Annotated in this window: 21 protein-coding genes; 15 read left to right on the top strand and 6 right to left on the bottom strand. The window is 70.1% G+C overall.

Translation table 11 applies throughout. From position 1 onward, the window contains the following. Positions 1–63 precede the first annotated feature (63 nt). From uvrA to CHC09_RS07335, 11 genes are all read left to right on the top strand, one after another. Positions 64–3,021, top strand: a complete 2,958-nt coding sequence (gene uvrA, locus CHC09_RS07385; RefSeq protein ID WP_089292215.1) for an excinuclease ABC subunit UvrA — start codon at positions 64–66, stop codon at positions 3,019–3,021. Between the two features lie 462 nt (positions 3,022–3,483). Continuing rightward, positions 3,484–4,017 carry a Rieske (2Fe-2S) protein gene (locus tag CHC09_RS07380; protein ID WP_089292214.1) on the top strand — a complete coding sequence of 178 codons (534 nt, stop codon included), beginning with the start codon at positions 3,484–3,486 and terminating at the stop codon, positions 4,015–4,017. A gap of 98 nt (positions 4,018–4,115) precedes the next feature. Next, a complete protein-coding gene (uvrC, locus tag CHC09_RS07375) occupies positions 4,116–6,110 on the top strand; it encodes an excinuclease ABC subunit UvrC (protein ID WP_089292213.1) in 1,995 nt (664 codons plus the stop codon). Positions 6,111–6,250: 140 nt separating this feature from the next. Next, on the top strand, positions 6,251–7,153 hold the full coding sequence (gene rapZ, locus CHC09_RS07370) for an RNase adapter RapZ (RefSeq protein WP_089292212.1): 903 nt from the start codon (positions 6,251–6,253) through the stop codon (positions 7,151–7,153). Next, positions 7,150–8,220 carry a gluconeogenesis factor YvcK family protein gene (locus CHC09_RS07365; RefSeq protein WP_089292211.1) on the top strand — a complete coding sequence of 357 codons (1,071 nt, stop codon included), beginning with the start codon at positions 7,150–7,152 and terminating at the stop codon, positions 8,218–8,220. Before rapZ ends, CHC09_RS07365 begins: the two co-directional genes overlap by 4 nt. Positions 8,221–8,278: 58 nt before the next feature. Further along, complete coding sequence (gene whiA / locus CHC09_RS07360; RefSeq protein WP_089292210.1) at positions 8,279–9,259, top strand: DNA-binding protein WhiA; 981 nt, start codon at positions 8,279–8,281, stop codon at positions 9,257–9,259. A gap of 428 nt (positions 9,260–9,687) precedes the next feature. Next, entirely contained in the window at positions 9,688–10,689 is a 1,002-nt protein-coding gene (gene gap / locus CHC09_RS07355) for a type I glyceraldehyde-3-phosphate dehydrogenase (RefSeq protein WP_089292209.1), read from the top strand. Continuing rightward, positions 10,686–11,888 carry a phosphoglycerate kinase gene (locus tag CHC09_RS07350; RefSeq protein ID WP_179277002.1) on the top strand — a complete coding sequence of 401 codons (1,203 nt, stop codon included), beginning with the start codon at positions 10,686–10,688 and terminating at the stop codon, positions 11,886–11,888. The genes gap and CHC09_RS07350 overlap by 4 nt, the downstream gene beginning before the upstream one ends. After that, on the top strand, positions 11,888–12,679 hold the full coding sequence (tpiA, locus tag CHC09_RS07345) for a triose-phosphate isomerase (RefSeq protein WP_089292207.1): 792 nt from the start codon (positions 11,888–11,890) through the stop codon (positions 12,677–12,679). The genes CHC09_RS07350 and tpiA overlap by 1 nt, the downstream gene beginning before the upstream one ends. 93 nt (positions 12,680–12,772) lie before the next feature. Next, positions 12,773–13,027, top strand: coding sequence for a preprotein translocase subunit SecG (gene secG / locus CHC09_RS07340; RefSeq protein ID WP_089292206.1), 255 nt, complete (start codon positions 12,773–12,775; stop codon positions 13,025–13,027). A 115-nt stretch (positions 13,028–13,142) separates the two neighbouring features. After that, complete coding sequence (locus CHC09_RS07335; protein WP_089292635.1) at positions 13,143–13,484, top strand: RNA polymerase-binding protein RbpA; 342 nt, start codon at positions 13,143–13,145, stop codon at positions 13,482–13,484. 18 nt (positions 13,485–13,502) lie between these two features. Here the strand turns inward: CHC09_RS07335 and CHC09_RS07330 are convergent, their stop codons facing one another. Continuing rightward, the gene (locus tag CHC09_RS07330) at positions 13,503–14,108 is read right to left on the bottom strand and encodes a GNAT family N-acetyltransferase (protein ID WP_089292205.1); all 606 of its coding nucleotides are present in this window, start codon (positions 14,106–14,108) and stop codon (positions 13,503–13,505) included. Between the two features lie 33 nt (positions 14,109–14,141). On the opposite strand from CHC09_RS07330, the gene CHC09_RS07325 reads away from it, so the two are divergent. Further along, positions 14,142–14,549: a VOC family protein gene (locus CHC09_RS07325; RefSeq protein WP_089292204.1), complete on the top strand. Its 408-nt coding sequence runs from the start codon at positions 14,142–14,144 to the stop codon at positions 14,547–14,549. Here CHC09_RS07325 and pgl read toward each other — a convergent pair. From pgl to tkt, 5 genes are all read right to left on the bottom strand, one after another. After that, a complete protein-coding gene (pgl, locus tag CHC09_RS07320; protein ID WP_089292203.1) occupies positions 14,546–15,256 on the bottom strand; it encodes a 6-phosphogluconolactonase in 711 nt (236 codons plus the stop codon). The genes CHC09_RS07325 and pgl overlap by 4 nt on opposite strands. A gap of 71 nt (positions 15,257–15,327) precedes the next feature. After that, complete coding sequence (locus CHC09_RS07315) at positions 15,328–16,326, bottom strand: glucose-6-phosphate dehydrogenase assembly protein OpcA (protein WP_089292202.1); 999 nt, start codon at positions 16,324–16,326, stop codon at positions 15,328–15,330. Further along, the gene (zwf, locus tag CHC09_RS07310) at positions 16,323–17,840 is read right to left on the bottom strand and encodes a glucose-6-phosphate dehydrogenase (protein ID WP_089292201.1); all 1,518 of its coding nucleotides are present in this window, start codon (positions 17,838–17,840) and stop codon (positions 16,323–16,325) included. The genes CHC09_RS07315 and zwf overlap by 4 nt, the downstream gene beginning before the upstream one ends. Positions 17,841–17,915: 75 nt before the next feature. Then, positions 17,916–19,028 (bottom strand): transaldolase, encoded by a 1,113-nt coding sequence (gene tal, locus CHC09_RS07305; RefSeq protein ID WP_089292200.1) that lies wholly within the window; start codon positions 19,026–19,028, stop codon positions 17,916–17,918. A 14-nt stretch (positions 19,029–19,042) separates the two neighbouring features. Further along, positions 19,043–21,157 (bottom strand): transketolase, encoded by a 2,115-nt coding sequence (tkt, locus tag CHC09_RS07300; RefSeq protein WP_089292199.1) that lies wholly within the window; start codon positions 21,155–21,157, stop codon positions 19,043–19,045. A 271-nt stretch (positions 21,158–21,428) separates the two neighbouring features. On the opposite strand from tkt, the gene CHC09_RS07295 reads away from it, so the two are divergent. The 3 genes from CHC09_RS07295 (at position 21,429) to CHC09_RS07285 (ending at position 23,783) form a co-directional block, all read left to right on the top strand. Next, positions 21,429–22,385, top strand: a complete 957-nt coding sequence (locus tag CHC09_RS07295; protein WP_089292198.1) for a heme o synthase — start codon at positions 21,429–21,431, stop codon at positions 22,383–22,385. A 226-nt stretch (positions 22,386–22,611) separates the two neighbouring features. Continuing rightward, a complete protein-coding gene (locus tag CHC09_RS07290; protein WP_089292197.1) occupies positions 22,612–22,905 on the top strand; it encodes a hypothetical protein in 294 nt (97 codons plus the stop codon). Next, positions 22,905–23,783: an ATP-grasp domain-containing protein gene (locus CHC09_RS07285; RefSeq protein WP_089292634.1), complete on the top strand. Its 879-nt coding sequence runs from the start codon at positions 22,905–22,907 to the stop codon at positions 23,781–23,783. The genes CHC09_RS07290 and CHC09_RS07285 overlap by 1 nt, the downstream gene beginning before the upstream one ends. Positions 23,784–23,813 lie beyond the last annotated feature (30 nt).

Raw genomic sequence — 23,813 nt, 5'->3', positions numbered from 1 at the left:
AATGTCAGACCCCGTCGCTAGAGTGGCTCGTTGCTTTCAAACACCTGTACGGAGAGGCTAGTTGTGGCCGACCGACTGACTATTCGTGGCGCCCGCGAGCACAACCTGCGCGACGTCAACCTCGACCTGCCCCGCGACGCCATGATCGTCTTTACCGGGCTCTCCGGTTCGGGCAAGTCCAGCCTCGCGTTCGACACGATCTTCGCCGAGGGGCAGCGGCGCTACGTGGAGTCCCTGTCGTCGTACGCGCGGCAGTTCCTCGGCCAGATGGACAAGCCGGACGTGGACTTCATCGAGGGCCTCTCGCCGGCCGTCTCGATCGACCAGAAGTCGACCTCCCGCAACCCGCGTTCGACCGTCGGCACCATCACCGAGGTCTACGACTACCTGCGGCTCCTCTTCGCCCGCACCGGCATCCCGCACTGCCCGGTCTGCGGTGAGCGGATCAGCCGGCAGACCCCGCAGCAGATCGTCGACCGGGTCCTCGCGATGCCCGAGGGCACCCGCTTCATGGTCCTCGCGCCGGTGGTCCGCGGCCGCAAGGGGGAGTATGTCGACCTCTTCGCCGAGCTTCAGGCCAAGGGCTACGCCCGCGCCCGGGTGAACGGGGTGGTGCACCCGCTCACCGAGCCGCCGAAGCTGAAGAAGCAGGAGAAGCACACCATCGAGGTGGTGGTCGACCGGCTCAGCGTCAAGACGAGCAGCAAGCAGCGGCTGACCGACTCGGTGGAGTCCGCGCTCGGCCTGGCCGGCGGGATCCTCCTGCTCGACTTCGTCGACCTGCCGGAGGACGACCCGGAGCGCGAGCGCCGCTTCTCCGAGCACCTGGCCTGTCCGAACGATCATCCGCTGGCGATCGAGGACCTCGAGCCGCGGGTCTTCTCCTTCAACGCGCCGTACGGCGCCTGTCCCGAGTGCTCCGGCCTCGGTACGAAGAAGGAGGTCGACCCCGAGCTGATCATCCCGGACGTGGAGAAGAGCCTCAGCGAGGGCGCGATCCAGCCGTGGGCCGGCGGGACCACCCAGGAGTACTTCCTGCGGCTGCTGGAGGCGCTGGCCAAGGCCGAGGGCTTCAAGCTGGACACGCCCTGGCGGGCGCTGCCCAGCCGGGCGCAGAAGACCATCCTGCACGGCTCCGAGGACCAGGTCCACGTGCGGTACCGGAACAAGTACGGCCGGGAGCGCTCCTACTACACCGGCTTCGAGGGCGTGGTGCAGTGGATCGAGCGGCGGCACAACGACACCGAGAGTGACTGGTCGCGCGACAAGTACGAGGGGTACATGCGCGACGTGCCCTGCTCGGTCTGCGGCGGCGCCCGGCTCAAGCCCGAGGTGCTCGCGGTCACCGTGGCCGGCAAGAGCATCGCCGACGTCTGCAACCTGTCGGTGGGTGAGTGCGCCGACCTGCTCGCCGGGCTGGAGCTCGACGACCGGCAGAAGCTGATCGCCGAGCGGGTGCTCAAGGAGATCAATGCCCGGCTGCGCTTCCTGGTCGACGTCGGCCTGGACTATCTCTCGCTGGACCGTGGCGCCGGCACCCTCTCCGGCGGCGAGGCACAGCGCATCCGGCTCGCCACGCAGATCGGCTCCGGGCTGGTCGGCGTGCTCTACGTGCTCGACGAGCCGTCCATCGGCCTGCACCAGCGGGACAACCACCGGCTGATCGAGACCCTGGTCCGGCTCCGCAACCTCGGCAACACGCTGATCGTGGTGGAGCACGACGAGGACACCATCCGCACCGCGGACTGGATCGTCGACATCGGCCCCGGCGCGGGGGAGCACGGTGGGCACATCGTGCACAGCGGCACCGTCGAGGGGCTGCTGGCCAACGAGCAGTCGCCGACCGGGGCCTACCTGTCCGGCCGCAAGTCGATCCCGGTGCCGGCGACCCGGCGTCCTCGGACCGCGGACCGCGAGGTGGTCGTGCACGGCGCCCGCGAGCACAACCTGCGGAACCTGACCGTGCCGTTCCCGCTCGGCCAGTTCATCGCGGTCACCGGGGTCAGCGGCTCGGGCAAGTCGACCCTGGTCAACGACATCCTGCACACCGTCATGGCGAACCAGATCCACGGTGCCCGCCAGGTTCCCGGCCGGCACACCCGGGTCACCGGGCTGGACCTGGTGGACAAGGTCGTCGGCGTGGACCAGTCGCCGATCGGGCGCACGCCGCGGTCCAACCCGGCCACCTACACCGGTGTCTTCGACCACATCCGCAAGCTGTTCGCGGAGACCGCCGAGGCCAAGGTGCGGGGGTATGGTCCGGGCCGGTTCTCCTTCAACGTCAAGGGCGGCCGCTGCGAGAACTGCTCCGGCGACGGCACCATCAAGATCGAGATGAACTTCCTGCCGGACGTGTACGTCCCGTGCGAGGTGTGCAAGGGCGCCCGGTACAACCGGGAGACCCTGGAGGTGCACTACAAGGGCAAGACCATCTCCGAGGTGCTGGGGATGTCGATCGAGGAGGGGGCCGAGTTCTTCTCGGCGCTGCCGGCCATCCACCGGCACCTGCGCACCCTGGTCGACGTCGGCCTGGGGTACGTGCGGCTGGGTCAGCCCGCGACCACCCTCTCCGGCGGTGAGGCGCAGCGCGTCAAACTCGCCTCCGAGCTGCAGAAACGCTCCACCGGACGGACCGTCTACGTGCTCGACGAGCCGACCACCGGCCTGCACTTCGAGGACATCCGCAAGCTGCTGATCGTGCTCAACGGGCTGGTCGACAAGGGCAACACGGTGATCACGATCGAGCACAACCTGGATGTGATCAAGACGGCCGACTGGCTGATCGACATGGGTCCGGAGGGCGGCAGCAAGGGCGGCCTGGTGCTGGCCGCCGGGACCCCGGAGGAACTGGCCGAGGTGCCGGAGAGCCACACCGGGCAGTTCCTGCGGCACATGCTCGGGCTGACCGGGGACGGGGCCGGGGCACCGGCCGCGACGGCGCGGGGGGCCAAGGCCAACGGCGAGAAGGCGAGCGCGGCGAAACCGCGGGCCACCCGGTCCCGGGCGAAGACCGCGGTCTGACGGCCTTCCCGGTCCTCGGGAAATTCCGGCACGACGATCGGCGGCGGTCGGCTCTCCCGAGCCGGCCGCCGCGCTCGTCTGCGCCCGGCCGGATCGAGCTCGGGTGCTCGCCGTTCCGGGAGATTCGGCGCCGGCTGGAACCCCGGGCGGCGCCGCGGTGTCATCGAAGCGCGGCACGTGGACGGCGAGACGAAGTACGCCACTGCGGGAAATTTGATTTTAGGAACTTTTTAGATGACTCATAGCGACCGCGCCAAGTCGGTCACCTAAGGTCTACCGCGCGTCGGTTGTTCGGCCCGAGTGATCGAACCGGCCCGGCGTATGCGTACGAATGCGGGAAAGCCGGCGCGCACAGCACGGTTAAATCTGACCGCACGCATGAACCGATCGCGGCACGGGCCGCGTACACAGGGGCGACTCCGCGTGACATCCGACGCGGACATCAGTACTGGAGGGCGACACATGACTGACGTGCAGACCGAGACCGGCGCCGACACCCAGGTCGAGCAGGCGGGCTCCGCATCGACCCGCCGCGTCGTCCTCATGGGCGCCGGCGGCCTCGGTGCCGCGGCGGTCCTGGCCGCCTGCGGCACCGCTACCGGCACCAACCCGAACGGCACCGACTACGCCGCCACCCCGGCTCCGGCCGGCAGCAAGGGCCCCGCGGCCGGTGGTGGCGGCAACACCGGCGGGGACAGCGGTGGCGCGGCGGCGGGCGCGGCCCTGGCGCTGGTCGCCGACGTGCCCGCGGGTGGCGGCATCATCCAGGGCGACTACGTCATCACCCAGCCCACGCAGGGCACCTTCAAGGCTTTCACCAAGATCTGCACGCACCAGGGCTGCGAGGTCGGCGAGGTGAAGAACGGCACGATCAACTGCCCGTGCCACGGTGCCAAGTTCTCGATCGAGGACGGCTCGGTGGCCGGTGGCCCGGCTCCCAAGCCGCTGGCCGAGACGAAGGTCAAGGTGGACGGCGACAACATCGTCGCGGCCTGACGCCGGTTTTCGCGCAGGCCGGAGATCCGGCGCCGTGGCGGCGGCACCGGACCTCCGGTCGGGCAATCATGTCAGTCCCTGGCACTACTGTTGTGGTTGTGCCAGACCCGTCCACTTATCGTCCAGCACCCGGTACTATTCCCGACTCCCCGGGCGTCTACCGCTTCCGTGACCCGGCCGGCCGGGTCATCTACGTCGGTAAGGCCAAGAGCCTCCGGAGCCGGCTGAACTCCTACTTCGCCGACGTCTGGTCGCTGCACGCGCGCACCCAGCAGATGGTGACCACCGCCGGCAGCGTGGACTGGGTCACGGTCGGCACCGAGGTCGAGGCGCTGCAGCTCGAGTTCTCCTGGATCAAGGAGTTCGATCCGCGCTTCAACGTCAAGTACCGCGACGACAAGTCGTACCCGTTCCTCGCCGTCACCGTGAACGAGGAATTCCCCCGGCTGCAGGTGATGCGCGGCGCCAAGCGCAAGGGCGTCCGCTATTTCGGGCCGTATTCGCACGCCTGGGCCATTCGCGAGACCCTCGACCTGCTGCTGCGGGTCTTCCCGGCGCGCACCTGCTCGTCCGGCGTCTTCAAGCGGTCCGGCCAGGTCGGCCGCCCCTGCCTGCTCGGTTACATCGGCAAGTGCTCGGCGCCCTGCGTCGGCCGGGTCAGCGCCGAGGAGCATCGCAAGATCGTCGACGACTTCTGCGACTTCATGGCCGGCCGCACCGACACGTTCGTGAAGCGGCTCGAGCGCGACATGCTGCAGGCCTCGGAGGAGCTGGAGTTCGAGCGCGCGGCCCGGCTGCGCGACGACATCGCGGCGCTGCGCCGGGCCATGGAGAAACAGACCGTGGTGCTCGGCGACGGCACCGACGCCGACGTGGTCGCCTTCGCCGAGGATCCCCTGGAAGCGGCCGTGCAGGTCTTCCACGTCCGGGACGGCCGGGTTCGCGGCCAGCGCGGCTGGGTGGTGGAGAAGGTCGAGGGGCTGAGCACCGGCGACCTGGTGCACCACTTCTGCAGCCAGATGTACGGCGGGTCGGAGGGCGAGGCCGACGTCCCCCGTGAGCTGCTGGTGCCGGCCCTGCCGGAGGACAGCGACGCGCTCGCCGACTGGCTCTCCGGGCACCGGGGCAGCCGGGTCAGCCTGCGGGTGCCGCAGCGCGGCGACAAACGCACCCTGATGGAGACCGTGGCCCGCAACGCCGGGGAGTCGCTGCAGCGGCACAAGCTGCGCCGGGCCGGTGATCTGACCACTCGGAACAAGGCCCTGGAGGAGATCGCCGAGGCGCTCGGGCTGGACTCGGCGCCGCTGCGCATCGAGTGCTACGACGTCTCGCAGATCCAGGGCACCGACGTGGTCGCCTCGATGGTGGTCTTCGAGGACGGCCTGGCCCGCAAGGCGGAGTACCGGCGGTTCGCCATCCGGGGCAACCCGGACGGCAGCGGCATGGACGATCTCTCCGCGATGAGCGAGGTGATGCGCCGGCGGTTCGCGCGGTACCGGGCGCAGGCCGGCCCGGTCGCGCCGAGCGCCCCGCCGGCGCTGGTCGCGCCGAGCGCCTCGCCCGAGCCGGACGAGGCCGGCGAGACGCCCGGTGAGCTGCCCGGCATCGACCCGCTGACCGGGAAGCCGCGCCGCTTCGCGTACCCGCCGCAGCTGGTCGTGGTGGACGGCGGCCAGCCACAGGTGAACGCGGCCGCCGCGGTCCTGGCCGAGTTGGGCGTCACGGATGTGGCGCTGTGCGGGCTGGCCAAGCGGCTGGAGGAGGTCTGGCTGCCCGGGGAGGACTTCCCGGTCATCCTGCCGCGCACCTCCGAGGCGCTCTACCTGCTGCAACGGGCACGGGACGAGGCGCACCGGTTCGCCATCACGTTCCACCGGCAGCGCCGCGCCAAGCGGATGACCGAGTCGGCGCTGGACAGCGTCGCCGGGCTGGGGGAGACCCGGCGCAAGGCGCTGCTGCGGCACTTCGGATCGGTGAAGCGGCTCGCCGCGGCCACGCCGGAGGAGATTATCGAAGTGCCGGGGATCGGCCGCCGGACCGCCGAGGCGGTGCTGGCCGCGCTGAATCCGGCGGACGCCCCGGAGAAGAGCTGAATCGGGGCCGATGAGGGGTGCCGTGTTCCCGCCGCCGGACAACCTGTCCGGCGGCTGGAACGGCACCCGTCGGCCTACCATGTTGTGTCCGCCTGAGGTGTGCGGGCTAAGCGACGCGGGAGGCGTGCGTGACGAAAGCGATGCCCGAGTTCGGACCCGGCGACGTGGTCGACCCGGACGAGGCCGGTACCGACCTGGTGGTGGTCACCGGGCTGTCCGGCGGTGGCCGCAGCACGGTGGCCCGGGCCCTGGAGAACGTCGGTTTCTACGTGGTCGACAACCTGCCGCAGGCGCTGATGCTGGAGATGGCCGAGCTGGCCTTCGCCGCCGGCGGCGCGGCCCGGCGTACCGCGATGGTGCTGGACGTGCGCAGCCGCGCGTTCTCCACCGACCTGACGGGCGCGGTGCGGGCCCTCAAGGAGCGGGGCTTCTCGCCGCGGGTGGTCTTCGTGGACGCCGACGACGAGGTGCTGATCCGGCGCTTCGAGTCGGTCCGCCGCTCGCACCCGCTGCAGGCCGACGGCCGGCTGGCCGACGGGATCGCCGCCGAGCGCAAGCTGCTCGAGGAGGCCCGCGAGCACGCCGACGTGATAATCGACACCAGCCACCTCAACGTCAACCAGCTCCGCCGCCGGGTGGAGGAGCTGTTCGGCGGCGAGGACGCGCGCAAGTTGCGGATCACCGTGCTCTCCTTCGGCTTCAAGTACGGCCTGCCGCCCGACGCCGACTACGTGCTGGACGCCCGGTTCCTGCCCAACCCGTTCTGGGTACCGGAGCTGCGCGAGCACACCGGTCTGGAGGAGGGCGTGAGCAGCTACGTGCTGGGTCAGGAGGGCGCCACCGACTTCGTGGCGACCTACGCCGGCCTGATCGCGGCCACCGCACCCGGTTTCGAGCGCGAGGGCAAGCGGTACCTGACCGTCGCGATCGGGTGCACCGGCGGCAAACACCGGAGCGTGGCGATCACCGAGGAGTTGACCTCGCGGCTGAGTGCGATGCGCCTCTCGGCACACGCCTCGCACCGCGACCTGGGGCGCGAGTGACGGCCCCGGTCAGCGGCCCAGCGGACCGGCCGGAGCGGCCGGTCCGGGTGGTGGCGTTCGGCGGCGGTCACGGGCTGAGCGCCTCGCTGCGGGCGCTCCGGTACACCTCGGCGGAGGTTCCGCTGGAGATCACGGCGATCGTCACGGTCGGTGACGACGGCGGCTCCAGCGGGCGCCTGCGGGTCGAGCGGGACGCCCTGCTGCCTCCGGGCGACCTCCGGCAGGCCCTGGCGGCGCTGGCCGACGAGCACCCGACCGCGCAGCTCACCGCGACGGTGATGCAGCACCGGTTCGTGTCGATGCAGGAGCCGGGCGCCGTTCCGCTGCAGCCGGTGGTCCGCGGCCCCCGGCTCGAGCGCCGGGCCGACCGCAGCAAGGACACCCTGGCCGGGCACACGGTCGGCAACCTGCTGCTGCTCGGCCTGATGGAGATGCTCGGCGACCCGGTGCGGGCCCTGGACCACGCGGCCGCGATGGTCGGCGCGCACGGCCGGGTGCTGCCGATGGCCCTGCACGCGGTCGGCATCGAGGCGGACGTGGCGATCGGCGAGCCGGATCGCCCGGACGAGCTGGTCACCGTCCGCGGGCAGCACTCGGTGGCGGTCGCCGACGGCCGGGTGGAGGCGTTGCGGCTGGAGCCGACCGACCCGCCGGCCTGCCCGCAGGCGGTCCAGGCGGTGCTGGAGGCCGACTGGCTGATCTTCGGTCCGGGCAGCTGGTACACCAGCGTGCTGCCGCACCTGCTGGTGCCCGGGCTGGCCCGGGCGATCGTGGCGAGCCGGGCCCGGCGGCTGGTCACGCTCAACCTGGGCACCGACCGGGAGACGCACGGTCTCTCCGCGGCCGAGCACCTCGGCACCCTGCACCGCTACCTGCCCGAGCTCCGGGTCGACGCGGTGCTGGCCGACGTGAAATGGGCAGGAGAGCCCGAACCGGTACGTGTCGCCGCCTCGCGGATGGGAGCCGAGTTGGTATTGGCACCCGTCGCCGTTGCGGACGGAAGCCCACGGCATGATCCTGAGGCACTGGGTGTCGCACTGGTGCCAGTATTGGGCGCCGCTCGTTAATCCCTGGCATGAGTGCGGCACACACTGTCCTTGATCCGGCGCATGAGGTGACAACACGATGGCGATGACGGCAGCGGTCAAAGACGAGCTGAGCCGGGTCGACGTGCCCAAGCCCTGCTGTCGCCGGGCGGAGATGGCCTCCCTGCTCCGGTTCGCCGGCGGGTTGCACATCGTCTCCGGCCGGGTGGTCGTCGAGGCTGAGCTCGACACCGGGGCGGTGGCGCGCCGGCTCCGGCGGGAGATCGCCGACGTCTACGGCTACTCCAGCGAGGTACATGTGCTGGCCTCCGGCGGGCTGCGCAAGGGCAGCCACTACATCGTCCGGATCGTCAAGGACGGCGAGGCGCTGGCCCGGCAGACCGGCCTGCTCGACGTGCGCGGCCGTCCGGTCCGCGGGCTGCCGCCGCACGTGGTGTCGGCGAACGTCTGCTGCGCGGTGGCCGCCTGGCGGGGTGCCTTCATGGCGCACGGCTCGCTCACCGAGCCGGGCCGGTCGAGCGCCCTGGAGATAACCTGCCCCGGCCCGGAGGCGGCGCTGGCCCTGCGTGGCGCGGCCCGCCGGATCGGCATCACCGCCAAGGAGCGCGAGGTCCGCGGCGTGGACCGGGTGGTGATCAAGGACGGTGACGCGATCGCCGCGCTGCTCACCCGGATCGGCGCGCACTCCAGCGTGCTGGCCTGGGAGGAGCGCCGGGTGCGCCGCGAGGTGCGGGCCACCGCCAACCGTCTCGCCAACTTCGACGACGCCAACCTGCGGCGCTCGGCTCGCGCGGCGGTGGCCGCGGCGGCCCGGGTCACCCGGGCGCTGGAGATCCTCGCCGAGGACGCGCCGAACCACCTGACCTCGGCCGGGCGGTTGCGGCTGGAGCACCGGCAGGCGTCGCTGGAGGAGCTGGGCGCGCTGGCCGACCCGCCGCTGACCAAGGACGCCATCGCCGGGCGGATCCGGCGGTTGCTGGCGCTCGCCGACAAGCGGGCCCGTGACGTCGGCATCCCGGACACCGAGGCGGCGGTCACCCCCGAGATGATGGCCTGCTGATTCACCCGGTCCGGTGAACTGAATCACGCTGCGGGCGGCGTGGACCGCCTCGGGGTGGGACGTGCCTTCTGGCTGGATTCGGGAGTCATTGTCCGTACTGCGAAGGTCTTCAGGTCTTGTGTCGTAAGCGGGCGCGCCGCGCCTGCCCGGCACCGGCGGAAACCTCGCGATAATCCGATTTAGGTAACGTTCAGGTTGCGCCCCGCCGCGTCCTGCGCGGGGGGACTCGGCTAGGGTCATCGTTGACGGCGACGGTGCCGGCAGTTCGGCCGAACCCCCGCTGTGACGCCGCCGAAGTGTCTTTTGCTGCGGCGTTCTCGTTCCTTCGGGCGCGGCGGCCGAACGCCCCTGTGCAGGCGCTCCACGCGACCCGCACGAGATCCTCCGCCGGTCGCACAATCCGGCGGACCGAAACGAGGAGACCACCTGTGACCATCCGGGTTGGCATCAACGGCTTCGGCCGTATCGGTCGTAACTTCTTCCGGGCGGTACTCGCCTCCGGGGCCGACGTCCAGATCGTCGGCGTGAACGACCTGACCGACAACGCCACTCTCGCTCACCTGCTGAAGTACGACAGCATCCTGGGCCGCCTGGGCCACGAGGTGAAGGCGACCGCAGACGAGATCACCGTCGGTGGCCACACGTTCAAGGCGTTCGCCGAGCGTGACCCGAACAACCTGCCGTGGGGCGACCTGGGCGCCGACGTCGTCATCGAGTCGACCGGCTTCTTCACCGACGCCACCAAGGCCAAGGCGCACATCGACAAGGGCGCCAAGAAGGTCATCATCTCGGCTCCGGCCAAGAACGAGGACATCACGATCGTGATGGGCGTCAACGACAACCTGTACGACGCCGCCAAGCACACGATCATCTCGAACGCGTCCTGCACCACCAACTGCCTCGCCCCGATGGCGAAGGTCCTGAACGACACGATCGGGATCGAAAAGGGTCTGATGACCACGATCCACGCGTACACCCAGGACCAGAACCTGCAGGACGGCCCGCACAAGGACCTGCGTCGCGCCCGCGCCGCCGCCCTGAACATCGTGCCGACCTCGACCGGCGCCGCCAAGGCCGTCAGCCTGGTGCTGCCGGAGCTGAAGGGCAAGCTGGACGGCTTCGCGCTGCGGGTGCCGATCCCCACCGGCTCGGCCACCGACCTGACCTTCACCGCCGCCCGTGACACCTCGGTCGAAGAGGTCAACGCCGCGATCAAGGCGGCCGCCGAGGGCCCGCTCAAGGGCATCCTGGTCTACACCGAGGACGACATCGTGTCGGCCGACATCGTCACCGACCCGGCCTCCTGTGTCTTCGACGCCGGCCTGACCAAGGTCATCGGCGGCAACCAGGTCAAGGTCGTCGGCTGGTACGACAACGAGTGGGGCTACTCGAACCGCCTCGTCGACCTGGTCAAGCTCGTCGGAGCCTGATCTTGAAGACTCTCGACGACCTGCTCGGCGAGGGTGTCTCGGGTCGGCGCGTCTTCGTGCGCGCCGACCTGAACGTCCCGTTCGACAAGGCCAACCCGGGCGTGATCAGTGACGACGGCCGTGCCCGCGCGGTGCTGCCGACCGTGATCGCGCTGCGTGACGCGGGCGCCCGCGTGATCGTGGCGTCCCACCTGGGCCGTCCGAAGGGCGCGCCGGACCCGAAGTACACGCTCGCGCCGGTCGCCAAGCGACTGGGGGAGCTGCTGGGTTCTTCCGTCGTCTTCGCCTCCGACACCGTCGGTTCCGACGCGCAGTCGAAGGTCGCGGCGCTGGCGGACGGCCAGGTTCTGCTGCTGGAGAACCTGCGCTTCAACGAGGGCGAGACCTCGAAGGACGACGCGGTTCGCGGGGCTTTCGCCGACGAGCTGGCGAAATTCGCGGACTTCTACGTCGACGACGCTTTCGGTGCGGTGCACCGGAAGCACGCCTCGGTGTACGACGTCGCGGCTCGCCTGCCGCACTACGCCGGTGGCCTCGTCGTCAAGGAGGTCGAGGTCCTGCGGAAGGTGTCCGAGACCCCCGAGAAGCCGTACGTGGTGGTCCTCGGCGGTTCGAAGGTCTCCGACAAGCTCGCCGTGATCCAGGCGCTGCTGCCGAAGGTGGACAAGCTCCTCGTCGGCGGCGGCATGTGCTTCACCTTCCTCAAGGCGCAGGGTCACGAGGTGGGCAAGTCCCTCCTCGAGGCCGAGATGGTCTCCGTCTGCGCCGACCTGCTGGAGCAGGCGCAGGGCCGGATCGTCCTGCCCGTCGACGTCGTCGCGGCCACGGAGTTCTCCGCGGACGCTCAGCACGACGTGGTCGCGGCCTCGGCCATCCCGAATGACCGCCTGGGTCTCGACATCGGCCCGAAGTCGACGGAGCTGTTCGCGTCGGCGATCGCCGGTGCGAAGACCGTCTTCTGGAACGGCCCGATGGGCGTCTTCGAGCTCGCCCCGTTCGCCGCGGGTACCCGTGGCGTCGCCGAGGCGATCACGAAGATCGACGGCTTCTCGGTCGTCGGCGGCGGCGACTCTGCCGCCGCGGTCCGCACGCTCGGCCTGGACGAGTCCGCGTTCGGCCACATCTCCACCGGCGGGGGCGCGTCCCTGGAGTACCTCGAGGGCAAGACGCTGCCGGGCGTCGCCGCGTTGGAGAAGTGATGGGTGACGTGACCCGCAAGCCGATCATCGCCGGTAACTGGAAGATGAACCTCAACCACTACGAGGCGAATCTGCTGGTCCAGAAGCTGGCGGCGAGCCTGACCAGCGAGCAGCTCGAGGCGGTGGAGACGGTGGTCGTGCCGCCCTTCACCGACCTGCGCACCGTGCAGACCGCGATCGAGGGCGACAAGCTCGCGATCGCGTACGCCGCGCAGGACGTCTCGAAGCACGCGTCCGGCGCGTACACCGGGGAGATCGCAGGCTCCATGCTGGCGAAGCTCGGCTGCACCTACGTGGTGATCGGGCACTCCGAGCGCCGCGAGTACCACGGCGAGAGCGACGAGCTGATCAACGCGAAGATCAAGGCGGCCTTCACGGCCGGCCTGACCCCGATCTTCTGCGTCGGCGAGGGGCTGGACATCCGCGAGGCCGGCAACCAGGTCCCGCACGTGCTCGCGCAGGTCGACGCCGGCCTGGACGGGCTCAAGGAAGACCAGATCAAGCAGATCGTGATCGCCTACGAGCCGGTCTGGGCGATCGGCACCGGCAAGACCGCGACGCCGGATGACGCCCAGGAGGTCTGCGGAGCGATCCGGGGCCGCCTGGTCGAGAAGTACGGCAGCGAGGTGGCCGAGGTCGTCCGTATCCAGTACGGCGGTTCGGTGAAGGCGTCGAACATCGCGTCGATCATGGCCCAGCCCGACGTGGACGGCGCCCTGGTCGGTGGAGCCAGCCTGGACGCCGAGGAGTTCGCCTCCATCGTGCGCTTCAAGGAGCACGTCGCTCGCTGAGTTGTCTTGCGTGCGTGCCCGGCCGTTCAAAACGGCCGGGCACCCGCTATTGTGGGACCGCTGCTGTGCCCTTCGAGAGGAATGAACCCGACCATGCCGATCGCGTTCGCGTACACGTTGATCGTGTTGCTGATCATCACCAACATCCTCCTGACCCTGCTGATCCTGCTGCACCGGGGCAAGGGTGGCGGCATGTCCAGCATGTTCGGCGGCGGCGTGACCTCGAGCCTGGCGGGCTCGTCGGTGGCCGAGAAGAACCTGGACCGTTACACGGTTCTGGTGGCGGTTCTCTGGTTCGCCTGCATCGTCGGGCTCGGGTTCTGGCTGAAGCAGGCCCTGCCTTCCTGACCCGCCGGTAGAGTCGTACAATCTGCCGCGCGGCCGGTTTTACCGGCCGCGCGGCTTTTGCTTTTCGCCGTCCTTTTTGATCTTCTTTCCGCCCCATGAGACAGGAGTGACGTCCGTGTCCAGTGGCAGCGCCATCCGCGGCAGCCGGATCGGTTCCAGCCCGATGCGTCCCGACGAGCGCACCGAACCAGCACCACGCCGGCAGGTGAGCTACTTCTGCGCCGCCGGTCACGACAGCCGGATCTGGTTCGCCGCCGAGGTGACCGCCCCGGAGACCTGGGACTGCCCGCGATGCGGTCAGCCGGCCGGGCTCGACCAGGAGCGGCCGCCGGGACGGTTGCGGGCCGAGCCCTACAAGTCGCATCTCGCGTACGTCAAGGAGCGCCGCTCCGAGGAGGACGGCGAGGCGATCCTCGCCGAGGCGCTGGCCAACCTGCGCCGGCGGCGCGGCCGCTGACCCGGACGGGTCACCGGCCTACAGCGGGCTGGTGTCCCGGCCGAGGTAGCAGGCGCCGGGGTCATCCGCGACCGGCAGGTCCCGGAAGCCCAGACGCTGGTAGAAGGCGTAGGCGCTGCGATTCTGCCGCGCCATGCCCAGGTGCACGCGCGGTACGCCGGCGGCGCGCAGCCCGGCCAGGAACGCGGCCATCAACGCGCGCCCCTGCCCCCTGCCCTGCCACTCGGGCAGCAGGTCGATGTGCAGGTGGGCCGGGTGATCGGCGAGCGCCGGGTGCAGCATCCGCTCCGGGCGCCGGTACAGGTCGAGCATGACCTGATCGCGCGGGTCGCCGTCGACCAGCCGGTCGGCGGTGGCCGGCAGCCACTCGTTCCGGTACCGCTCGACGAACTTCGCGGTGTCCGCGGTGCCGATGATGTAGCCGACCGCGCGACCGTCGCCGTCGTCGAGCACGTGCGCGTGCTCCGGCTCGAGGATCACGTACGGCGCCGCCCAGATGTCCCCGAGCAGCCGGTCGGAGCTGAACAGCCCGCGGGCGTCCCGGCCCGCGGCGCCGGTGCGAACGCAGATGTCGTAGATGTCGTCGAGGTCCTTCGATCGGTAGGCACGAATCGCAGCAGGCACCTCCGGGAGTCTACGGATGGCAGCATGGTGCGAATGAACTGGACTCTCGAGGTCGTCATCGTCCCGGTCTCCGACATCGACCGCGCCAAGCGGTTCTACGCCGAGCAACTCGGCTTCCACGTCGATCACGACACCGCCTTCGGCGATCAGGTACGGATCGTGCAGCTGACGCCGCCGGGCAGCGGCTGCTCGATCGTGATCGGCAAGGGCGCGGTGCCGGAGATGGCGCCGGGCTCGCTGAGGGGTCTGCAGCTGGTGGTCCGCGACATCACGGCGGCCCACGCGGAGCTGGTCGCGCGCGGGGTCGACGTCAGCGACGTGACCACGCTGGGGGAGAACCCGACGCCGACCCCGCATCCGCTGGACAACGTCGGGTTCATCTTCTTCAGCGATCCGGACGGGAACGGCTGGGCGGTCCAGCAGATCTCGTCGCGTTCCTAACGCTTGGCGGCGGCCGCCTCGTCCAGCAGGAACAGCGTCCGGCGTACGCCCTGGGCGTGTGCCGCGGGGAGGTCGCCCCCGCTCAGCACCGTGGCGATCGGCTCGGCCTTGTCCGGCCCGGCCGCGACCAGCCACACCTCGTCGGCGCCGCGGATCGTCGCCAGGGTCAGGGTGATTCGGGTGGGCGGCGGCTTCGGGCTGTCGTACGTGGCCACCACGGTGCCCTCCCGGCCGAGCACCGGGTGCCCGGGGAAGAGCGACGCCACGTGCCCGTCCTCGCCCACGCCGAGCATCAGCACGTCGAACCGGGCTCCGGCCAGCTCCGCGGCGTACCGGGCGGCGGCCGCGTCGGCGTCGTCGCCGTCCGGGCCGTCCGTGGCCGGCATGGCGTGCACCCGGGCCGGGTCCAGCGGCAGCGCGTCCAGCAGCGCCGCCCGCGCCTGCGTCTCGTTGCGGTCCGGGTCGCCGGAGGGCAGGAAGCGCTCGTCGCCCCACCACAGGTCCACCCGGGACCAGTCGATCGCCGCGGCGGCCGGCAGGTCCCGCAGCTGGCCCAGCACCTTGGCGGCCACCCGGCCACCGGTCAGCACCACGCCCGCCGTACCGTGCACCGCCTGGGCGTCGATGATCCGGATGGCGAGCCGTGCCGCCACCGTCGACGCCAGGATGTCGGCGTCCGGAACCACCACGACCACGGTCTCACTCACTGCGCTCTCCCTCTGCTGCTGAGGGGCCGTCCACCGATGGCGGACGGCCCCTCGTTCCGTAGTTGTGTGCTCTAACCGGCCATCGCGTCGGTCGTGCTGGCGGCCCGGGCGGCCAGCGCCGGGTCCTTCCAGACGTGCACGCGGCTCGCCGGCCGGTGCTCCAGGCCGGTCACCCCGGCCATGGCACCCAGCGCCTCGGCGTAGATCTGGTCGGCGTCGAGCCGGCGCAGCTCCTCGGCGAGCTCGTCGCCGACCGGCCGCTTCGGCAGCGGCATGTACCGGTCCTCCTGGCCGGTCCGGCTGAACAGCGCGGTGCCCTCCTCCCGGGTGACCCGCACGCAGTCGCCGTTGGCGCACTGGAGCTCCACCGCGTACATCCGCGGGGCGCGGTCGGTGTGCTCCAGCACCGGCTCGATGCCGAGCCGGGACTTGAGCCAGCCGAGCATCAGCCAGGCGGTCGGGTCCTGCTGCGGCGCGACGATCTTCGCGCCGGTCACCCGTGCCTCGGTGGCGTCGAAGGCACCGGCCACCAGGGTCCGCCACAGCGTGATCCGGGTCCAGGTCAGATCGGTGTCGCCGGGCGCGTAGTCGGCCGCCCGCTGCCGCAGCGCGGCCACCGGGTCGGGAGCCTGCGCGCTGTCGGTGATCCGGCGGTCCGCGACGACGCCCAGGAAGTCGTTGGCGATCATGTTGGGCGGCTCCTCGTGCCACCAACTGACCACCGGGACGTCCGGGGCGAGCAGCGGGATGACCACCGACTCGGCGTGCAGCGCGAGCCTGCCGTACATCCGCATCACGACCGCCTCGGCCGGGCCGAGCCGGCCACCGACGACGATCTCCGCGTCCAGCCGGCTGCGGCCGTCCAGATCGGAGCGGACCACGATCAGCAGCCGGCAGGGGTGCGCGGCGGCGGCGATGGTGGCGGCCGCCTCGGCCTCCCGGACCTTCTTCTCCTCGACCACCGCGATCAGGGTGAGCGCCAGCCCGGAGGCGACGCCCCCGGCGCTGCGGCGCTCCGCGGCGAGGGCCTTGACGACCTCGTTACCGGTGGTGTCCCACAGCCCGATCATGCTCGCCTCCAGGCGCGGCCTTCGCTTTCCAGCATTTCGTCCGAGGCCCGTGGGCCCCACTCGCCGGCTCGGTAGGGCTCCGGTGTGGTGCCCGCCCAGGCGGCCTCCAGCGGGTCGATGACCCGCCAGGACTGCTCGACCTCGGCCGCGTCCGGGAAGAGCGTGCGGTCGCCGATCAGCACGTCCAGCACGAGGCGCTCGTACGCCTCCGGGCTGGACTCGGTGAAGGCCTCGCCGTACTGGAAGTCCATCGCGATGTCGCGGACCTCCATGGCGGTGCCGGGCACCTTGGAACCGAACTTGAGCACCACGCCCTCGTCCGGTTGCACCCGGATGACCAGTTGGTTGTGGCCCAGCATCTCCACGTCGGCCGGGTCGAACGGCAGGTGCGGTGCCTTCTTGAAGAGGATCGCGATCTCGGTGACCCGGCGCGGCAGCCGCTTGCCGACCCGGACGTAGAACGGCACGCCGGCCCAGCGCCGGTTCTGGATGCCCAGGCGGACCGCGACGTACGTCTCGGTCTTCGAGTCCGCCGGGATGTTCTTCTCCTCCAGGTAGCCCACCGCGCGCTCGCCGGCGACCCAGCCGGGCAGGTACTGCCCGCGGACCGAGCCCTTCGCGATGTCGGCCGGCAGGCTGACCGCCTTGAGGACCTTCAGCTTCTCGGCCCGCACCTCCTGCGGGTCGAAGCTGGTCGGCTCTTCCATCCCGACCAGCGCGAGCAGCTGGAGCAGGTGGTTCTGCAGCACGTCGCGGGCGGCGCCGGACGCGTCGTAGAACGCGGCCCGGGTGCCGATCCCGACGTCCTCGGCCATGGTGATCTGTACCGAGTCGACGTACTTCGAGTTCCACACCGGCTCGAACAGGCTGTTCGCGAAGCGCAGGGCCAGGATGTTCTGGACCGTCTCCTTGCCCAGGTAGTGATCGATCCGGTAGACGTCGTTCGGGTTGAAGACGTCGTCGACGAGCGCGTTCAGGGCGACGGCGGTCGCCAGGTCGTTGCCGAACGGCTTCTCGACCACCACCCGGCGCCAGCCGCCGAGCTTCGCGCTGTCCGCCAGACCGGTGCGGTTGAGCTGGTTGAGCACCAGTGGGAAGGCGGCCGGCGGGATGGAGAAGTAGAACGCCGTGTTGCCCTGGATCCCGTTGCGCTCGCGCAGCTCGTCCAGGGTCTCGGAGAGCCTGTCGAAGTCGGCGTCGTCGTCGAACGAGCCGGGCACGAACTGGAACTGCTCCGACAGCCGCTGCCAGACGTCCTCGCGCCACGGGGTGCGGGCGCCCTTCTTGGCGGCCGCGTAGGCCAGTGAGTTGAAGTCGCCGTCGCCCCAGTCGGCGCGGGCGAAGCCGACGATCACGAAACCCGGGGGGAGCAGGCCACGGTTGGCCAGGTCATATACGGCCGGGATGAGCTTCTTACGGGACAGATCACCGGTAACGCCGAAGATCACCAGAGCGCAGGGCTCCGGAATCCGCGGGAGTCGTCGATCCTGTGCGGTACGCAGCGGATTACCCACGTTGTCATCCTGCCAGTTTTTCGCGAATGGATCGGCCTGTCGCGGAGTGTTCCGCGACAGGCCGCAAGGTGTTCGTCAGACGCTGGTGCCGGCCTTCAACGACTTCTCGACGTGCTCGAGCAGCTCCTTCCAGCTCGACTCGAACTTCTCGACGCCCTCGTCCTCGAGGACCTTCACGACGTCGTCGAAGTCGATGCCGGCCGCCGCCAGGTCGGCGAAGACCTTCTTGGCGTCGGCGTAGTTGTCGGTGATGGAGTTGGGCTTGGTGGTGCCGTGGTCGGCGAACGCCACGATCACCGACTCCGGCATGGTGTTCACCGTGCCGGGGGCGATCAGCTCCTCGACGTAGATGGTGTCCGGGAAGTCGGGGTTCTTGGTCGACGTGGACGCCCACAGCGGACGCTGCGGGTGCGCCCCGGCGGCGGCCAGGGACTTCCACCGGTCGGTCCCGAAGACCGCCTCGTACGCCTCGTACGCCAGCCGGGCGTTGGCGATCGCCGCCTTGCCCTTGAGCGCCTTGGCCTCGTCGCTGCCGATCTTGTCGAGCCGCTTGTCCACCTCGGTGTCCACCCGGGAGACGAAGAACGACGCCACCGAGCCGATCTTGGACAGGTCGTGGCCGTTCGCCTTCGCCTGCTCCAGGCCGGTCAGGAACGCGTCCATCACCGCGCGGTAGCGCTCCAGCGAGAAGATCAGCGTCACGTTCACGCTGATGCCGGCGGCCAGGGTCCGCGTGATCGCGGGCAGGCCGGCCAGCGTCGCCGGGATCTTGATGAACAGGTTCGGCCGGTCCACCAGCCACCACAGCGTCTTCGCCTCGGCGACCGTGGACTCGGTCTCGTGCGCCTTGCGGGGGTCGACCTCGATCGAGACCCGCCCGTCAACGCCGTTGGAGGCGTCGTACGCCGGGCGCAGCACGTCCGCCGCCGCGCGCACGTCGGCGGCGGTCATCAGCCGGACCGCCTCCTCGACCGTGACACGCTGCTCGGACAGGTCCCGCACCTGCTCGTCGTAGGCGTCCGCGTCGGACAGCGCCTTCTGGAAGATGCTGGGGTTCGTGGTGACCCCGACCATGTGCTGCTCGCGGCGCATCTTGTCGAGTGAGCCGCTGGTCAGCCGGACCCGGGAGAGATCGTCGAGCCACACCGCCACACCCTGGGCGGAGAGCTCTGCCAGTCTGTCGGTCATTGCCTTCAACTCCCTCAGTTGCCGGTCTTGGAACCGGTGATCTCGCCGAGCCTGGCCAGCGAGGCGTGCGCCTTCGCCACGACGTTGTCGGCGTTGAACCCGAACTGCTCGAAGAGGACCTGCGCCGGGGCGCTCGCACCGTAGTGCTCGATGCTGACCGCCTCGCCGGCGTCGCCGATGATGCGGTCCCAGCTCATCCGGATACCGGCCTCGACGCTGACCCGCGCCTTCACCCCGTGCGGCAGGACCTCCTGCTGGTACGCCAACGGCTGCTGGAAGAACCACTCCTGGCAGGGCATCGACACGACCCGGGTCGGGGTGCCCAGCGCCTCCAGGCGCTCCTGCGCGGTGAGCGCGATCGACACCTCGGAGCCACTGGCGATCAGGATGACCTTCGGGACGCTGCCGGACGCCTCGGAGAGGACGTAGCCGCCCTTGAGGGTGCCCTCCGCCGACGCGTACCTCGACCGGTCGATGGTCGGCAGGTTCTGCCGGGACAGCGCCAGCGCGGTCGGGCGGTCGGTGTGCTCCAGGGCGCCGCGCCAGGCCCACGCGGTCTCGTTGGCGTCGGCCGGGCGAACCACGTCGAGGCCGACGATGGCGCGCAGCGCGGTGAGCGTCTCGATCGGCTGGTGCGTCGGGCCGTCCTCGCCGAGACCGATCGAGTCGTGCGTCCACACGAAGATGACCGGCAGCTTCATCAGCGCGGAGAGCCGGACGGCGCCGCGCATGTAGTCGCTGAAGACCAGGAAGGTGCCGCCGTACGGCCGGGTGCCGCCGTGCGCCGCGATGCCGTTGAGGATCGAGCCCATGCCGTGCTCACGGATGCCGAAGTGCAGCGTGCGGCCGTACTCGTGACCGGGGAACTCCTTGGTCGCGTACTCCGCGGGGATGAAGGAGGGCTCGCCCTTCATCGTGGTGTTGTTGCTCTCCGCGAGGTCGGCGGAGCCGCCCCAGAGCTCGGGGAGCACCGGCGCGAGCGCCTCCAGGACCTTGCCGGACGCGGCGCGGGTGGCCAGGCCCTTCGCGTCGGCCGGGAACTCGGGCAGCGCGGCGGCCCAGCCCTCCGGCAGCTTCTTCGCGGCGAGCCGGTCGAAGAGCTTCTTCGCCTCGGCGTTCGCGTCGGCCCAGGTCTGGAACGCCTTGTCCCACTCGGCGTGCGCCGCCTTGCCACGCTCGATGGCCTGCTGCGCGTGCTTGACGACGTCGTTGTCGATGGCGAACGGCTCCGGGGCGAACCCGAGGATCTCCTTGGTCGCGGCGACCTCGGCGGCGCCCAGCGCCGAACCGTGGATCTTGCCGGTGTTCTGCTTGTTCGGCGCCGGCCACCCGATGATCGTCTTGAGCACGATGAACGACGGCTTGTCGGTCACCGACTTGGCGGTCTGGATCGCCTTCCAGAGCGCCTCGACGTCCTCGGTGTACGGGTCGGAGGAGCGCCAGTCGACGGTCTGGACGTGCCAGCCGTACGCCTCGTAGCGCGCGCCGACGTCCTCGGACTTCGCGATCCGGGTGTCGTCCTCGATGGAGATCTCGTTGTCGTCGTAGATCACCGTGAGGTTGCCGAGCTTCTGTACCGAGGCGATGGCGCTGGACTCGTGGCTGACGCCCTCCTCGATGTCACCGTCCGAGCAGATCGAGTAGACCTGGTGGTCGAACGGGGACTGACCGGGCTTCGCCTGCGGGTCGAACAGGCCACGCTCACGGCGGGCCGCCATGGCCATGCCGACCGCGTTGCCGATGCCCTGGCCCAGCGGGCCGGTGGTGATCTCGACGCCGGGGGTGTGGCCGAACTCCGGGTGGCCCGGGGTCAGCGACTCCCACTGGCGCAGCGACTTCAGATCGTCCAGCGACAGGCTGTAGCCGCTCAGGAAGAGCTGGATGTAGAGGGTGAGGCTGGAGTGGCCGCAGGACAGCACGAACCGGTCGCGGCCCGCCCAGTGCGGGTCGGTCGGGTCGTGCCGCATGACCCGGTTGAACAGGAGGTAGGCGGCCGGCGCCAGGCTCATGGCCGTGCCGGGATGGCCGTTGGCGGCCTTCTCGACGGCATCCATGGCCAGGACCCGCACCGTGTCGACCGCCTGGCGGTCGAGGTCGGACCAGTTGAGAGCAGGATCGTTGGCACCCACGTCTGTTGTGCTCCTCGGGGCAGGGATTGTGGAACCCTTTTTCGGCTTGACCCTATCCAGTAGGGCTAAACGTCTGCGCAGCGAACGTCATAGGCACATACGCTGTGAGCGGACACGCGGTTGAAGGGTGTGATGGTCTCCATCCTTGCCGGGTGCCCCGAGCAGCGCAGACGGTGGCGCGTAGGCTGTCCGGGCGGCTGGGCCGGGTCGATCGACGCCCGGGAGGCGGCTGCGAGTTGGTCCAAATGCCGGAAGGTGGCTGTCCGTGAGCATGATCACCGAGCGTTCCGTCCAGCGACGGTCGCCCGGCGTGGCGGAGCCTGCGCCACGCGTGGAGACGCGACGTGACCGGATGGCGGTGTTCCGTGCGTACCTCGCGCTGACCAAGCCGGCGATCGTCGAACTGTTGCTGGTCACCACAGTGCCGACGATGATGCTGGCCGCCGGCGGCTGGCCGGAGCTGGTCACCTTCTTCGCGGTGCTGGTCGGCGGCGCGCTGGCGGGCGGCGCGGCGAGCGCGCTGAACTGCTACATCGACCGCGACATCGACCAGCTGATGAAGCGGACCAAGCGGCGCCCGCTGCCGGCCCACGAGATCACCCCGCGCGCGGTGCTGATCTTCGGGCTGACGCTGGCCGTGGTGTCGGTGGTCCTGATGGCCGTCCTGACCAACTGGCTGGCGACCGCGCTGACCGCGTTCTCGATCTTCTACTACGACGTGATCTATACGCTCTGGCTGAAGCGGCGCACCCCGGCGAACACGTTCTGGGGCGGTGTCTGCGGCGCGGCGCCGGTGGTCATCGGCTGGGCGGCGGTCACCGGATCGATCGCCCCGATGGGCTGGGCGCTTTTCGCGGTCGTCTTCTTCTGGCAGATGCCGCATTTCTACGCACTTGCCATCAAGTACAAGGACGACTATGCCCGGGCCGGCATCCCGATGCTCCCGGTGGTGCGTTCCGCGTCCCGGGTGAACTTCGAGATTCTGCTCTACACCGTGCTCACCGTGGCCTCGTCGCTGATCGCCTGGCCGCTCGGGGTGGACCTGGGGCTCGGCTGGATCTACGGGGCCGCCGCGGTGATCACCGGCGTGCTCTTCCTGGGCGAATCGATCCGGCTGGTTTACCAGACCCGCAACGGCGGTCTGGTGAAGCCGATGCGGCTGTTCCAGCTGTCGATCACGTACCTGACGGTGCTCTTCATGGCGATTGCCGTGGATGCGCTGGTCTGAGGTTGCGTTAAGTGATCCCGGTTACGGGCAAGTCGCACCGGACGCCCGCAATGTGACCAGCGTCAACTACACCCCGTCACTCGATAGACTGATTCTGTTCACTTCGCAATTCGGGCGCAATTGGTACAAAGCGATGCGGTTGACGGAGGAACCCGCTGGTAACGGGTGTCACAAAAGGACTCCGGAGTACCCCGGGAAACCTCGCTGAGTGCTTAGGCTGCGAGGCATGGCAGAAGGTTCCGTAACGACACTGACCTCCGAGATCAAGACTTTCGCCGCCGGGCACGGTGGCGCCAAGGCGGTCATCGAGTACGTCGGTAAGCGCGGCGCCCGCATCGTTCTCGTCGGTGAGGACGGCGAGTGGTCCGACCAGTTCGCCCAGGACACCGGCGTCGCCCGGCAGGCGTGCGAGCACGCCGGCGTCGAGGTGGAGAACGCGTGGGAGCGCGAGCTGCTGGAGCAGATGCGGCCCAGCAACGACCTGTGGCGGTCGATGGCGCGCCGGAGCATGGCCCGCTGATGCCCGTCGACACCCGGGTCGCCCTGGTCACCTGCGCGATCTTTCCCGATCTCTGGGACGACGACCATCTGCTGCGCGACGCCCTGCGGGCGCGCGGCGTGGCCGTCGACGCGGTGCGCTGGGACGACACGGATGCCGACTGGTCGGTCTACGACCTCACGGTGATCAGGTCGCCGTGGGACTACGTCGCCCGTTGTGACCAGTTCGTCGACTGGGCGCGCGGTGTTCCCAGGCTGGCCAACCCGGCCGACATCATCGCCTGGAACACCGACAAGCGATACCTCAGCGAACTCGCCGAGGCCGGCGTCCCGGTCATCCCGACCGGCTTCGTCGGCCCCGGCGAGACCTGGTCCCCACCCGCCGAGGGCGAGTGGGTGGTCAAGCCGACCGTCTCGGCCGGCAGCCAGGACACCGCCCGTTACACCCTGCCCGCCCAGCTCGAGGCGGCGCGCGCACACGTCACCCGGCTCACGACCACCGGCCGGACCGCGATGATCCAGCCCTACCTCTCCGCGATCGAGACCGCCGGCGAGACCGCGGTGCTCTGTCTCCCCGACGCCACCGGCGAGCTGACGTTCAGCCACGCCATCCGCAAGGGCCCGATGCTGCGGCACACCGGGGAACACCAGATCGACCCGGGCACCGAGGACATCGCCCCACGCACCCCGTCCGAGGCGGAACTGGAGGTCGCGCGGCTCGCTCTCGCCGCGGTCCCCGGCGGCGCGAAGCGCCTCCTCTACGCCAGGGTCGACGTGATCCCGGGGCCGGACGGCGCCCCGATGATGGTGGAATTCGAACTCACGGAACCGTCGCTCTTCTTCAGCACCGCCCCCGGCGCCGCCGAACGCCTGGCCGACGCCATCCTCGCCCGCGTCTGACCACCCGGCTCGAACGCGGCGCCCCCAACT

It is taken from the genome of Actinoplanes regularis (assembly GCF_900188005.1).
GTDB classification, from domain to species: domain Bacteria; phylum Actinomycetota; class Actinomycetes; order Mycobacteriales; family Micromonosporaceae; genus Actinoplanes; species Actinoplanes regularis.
This window is presented reverse-complemented; position numbering and strand designations above follow the sequence as displayed.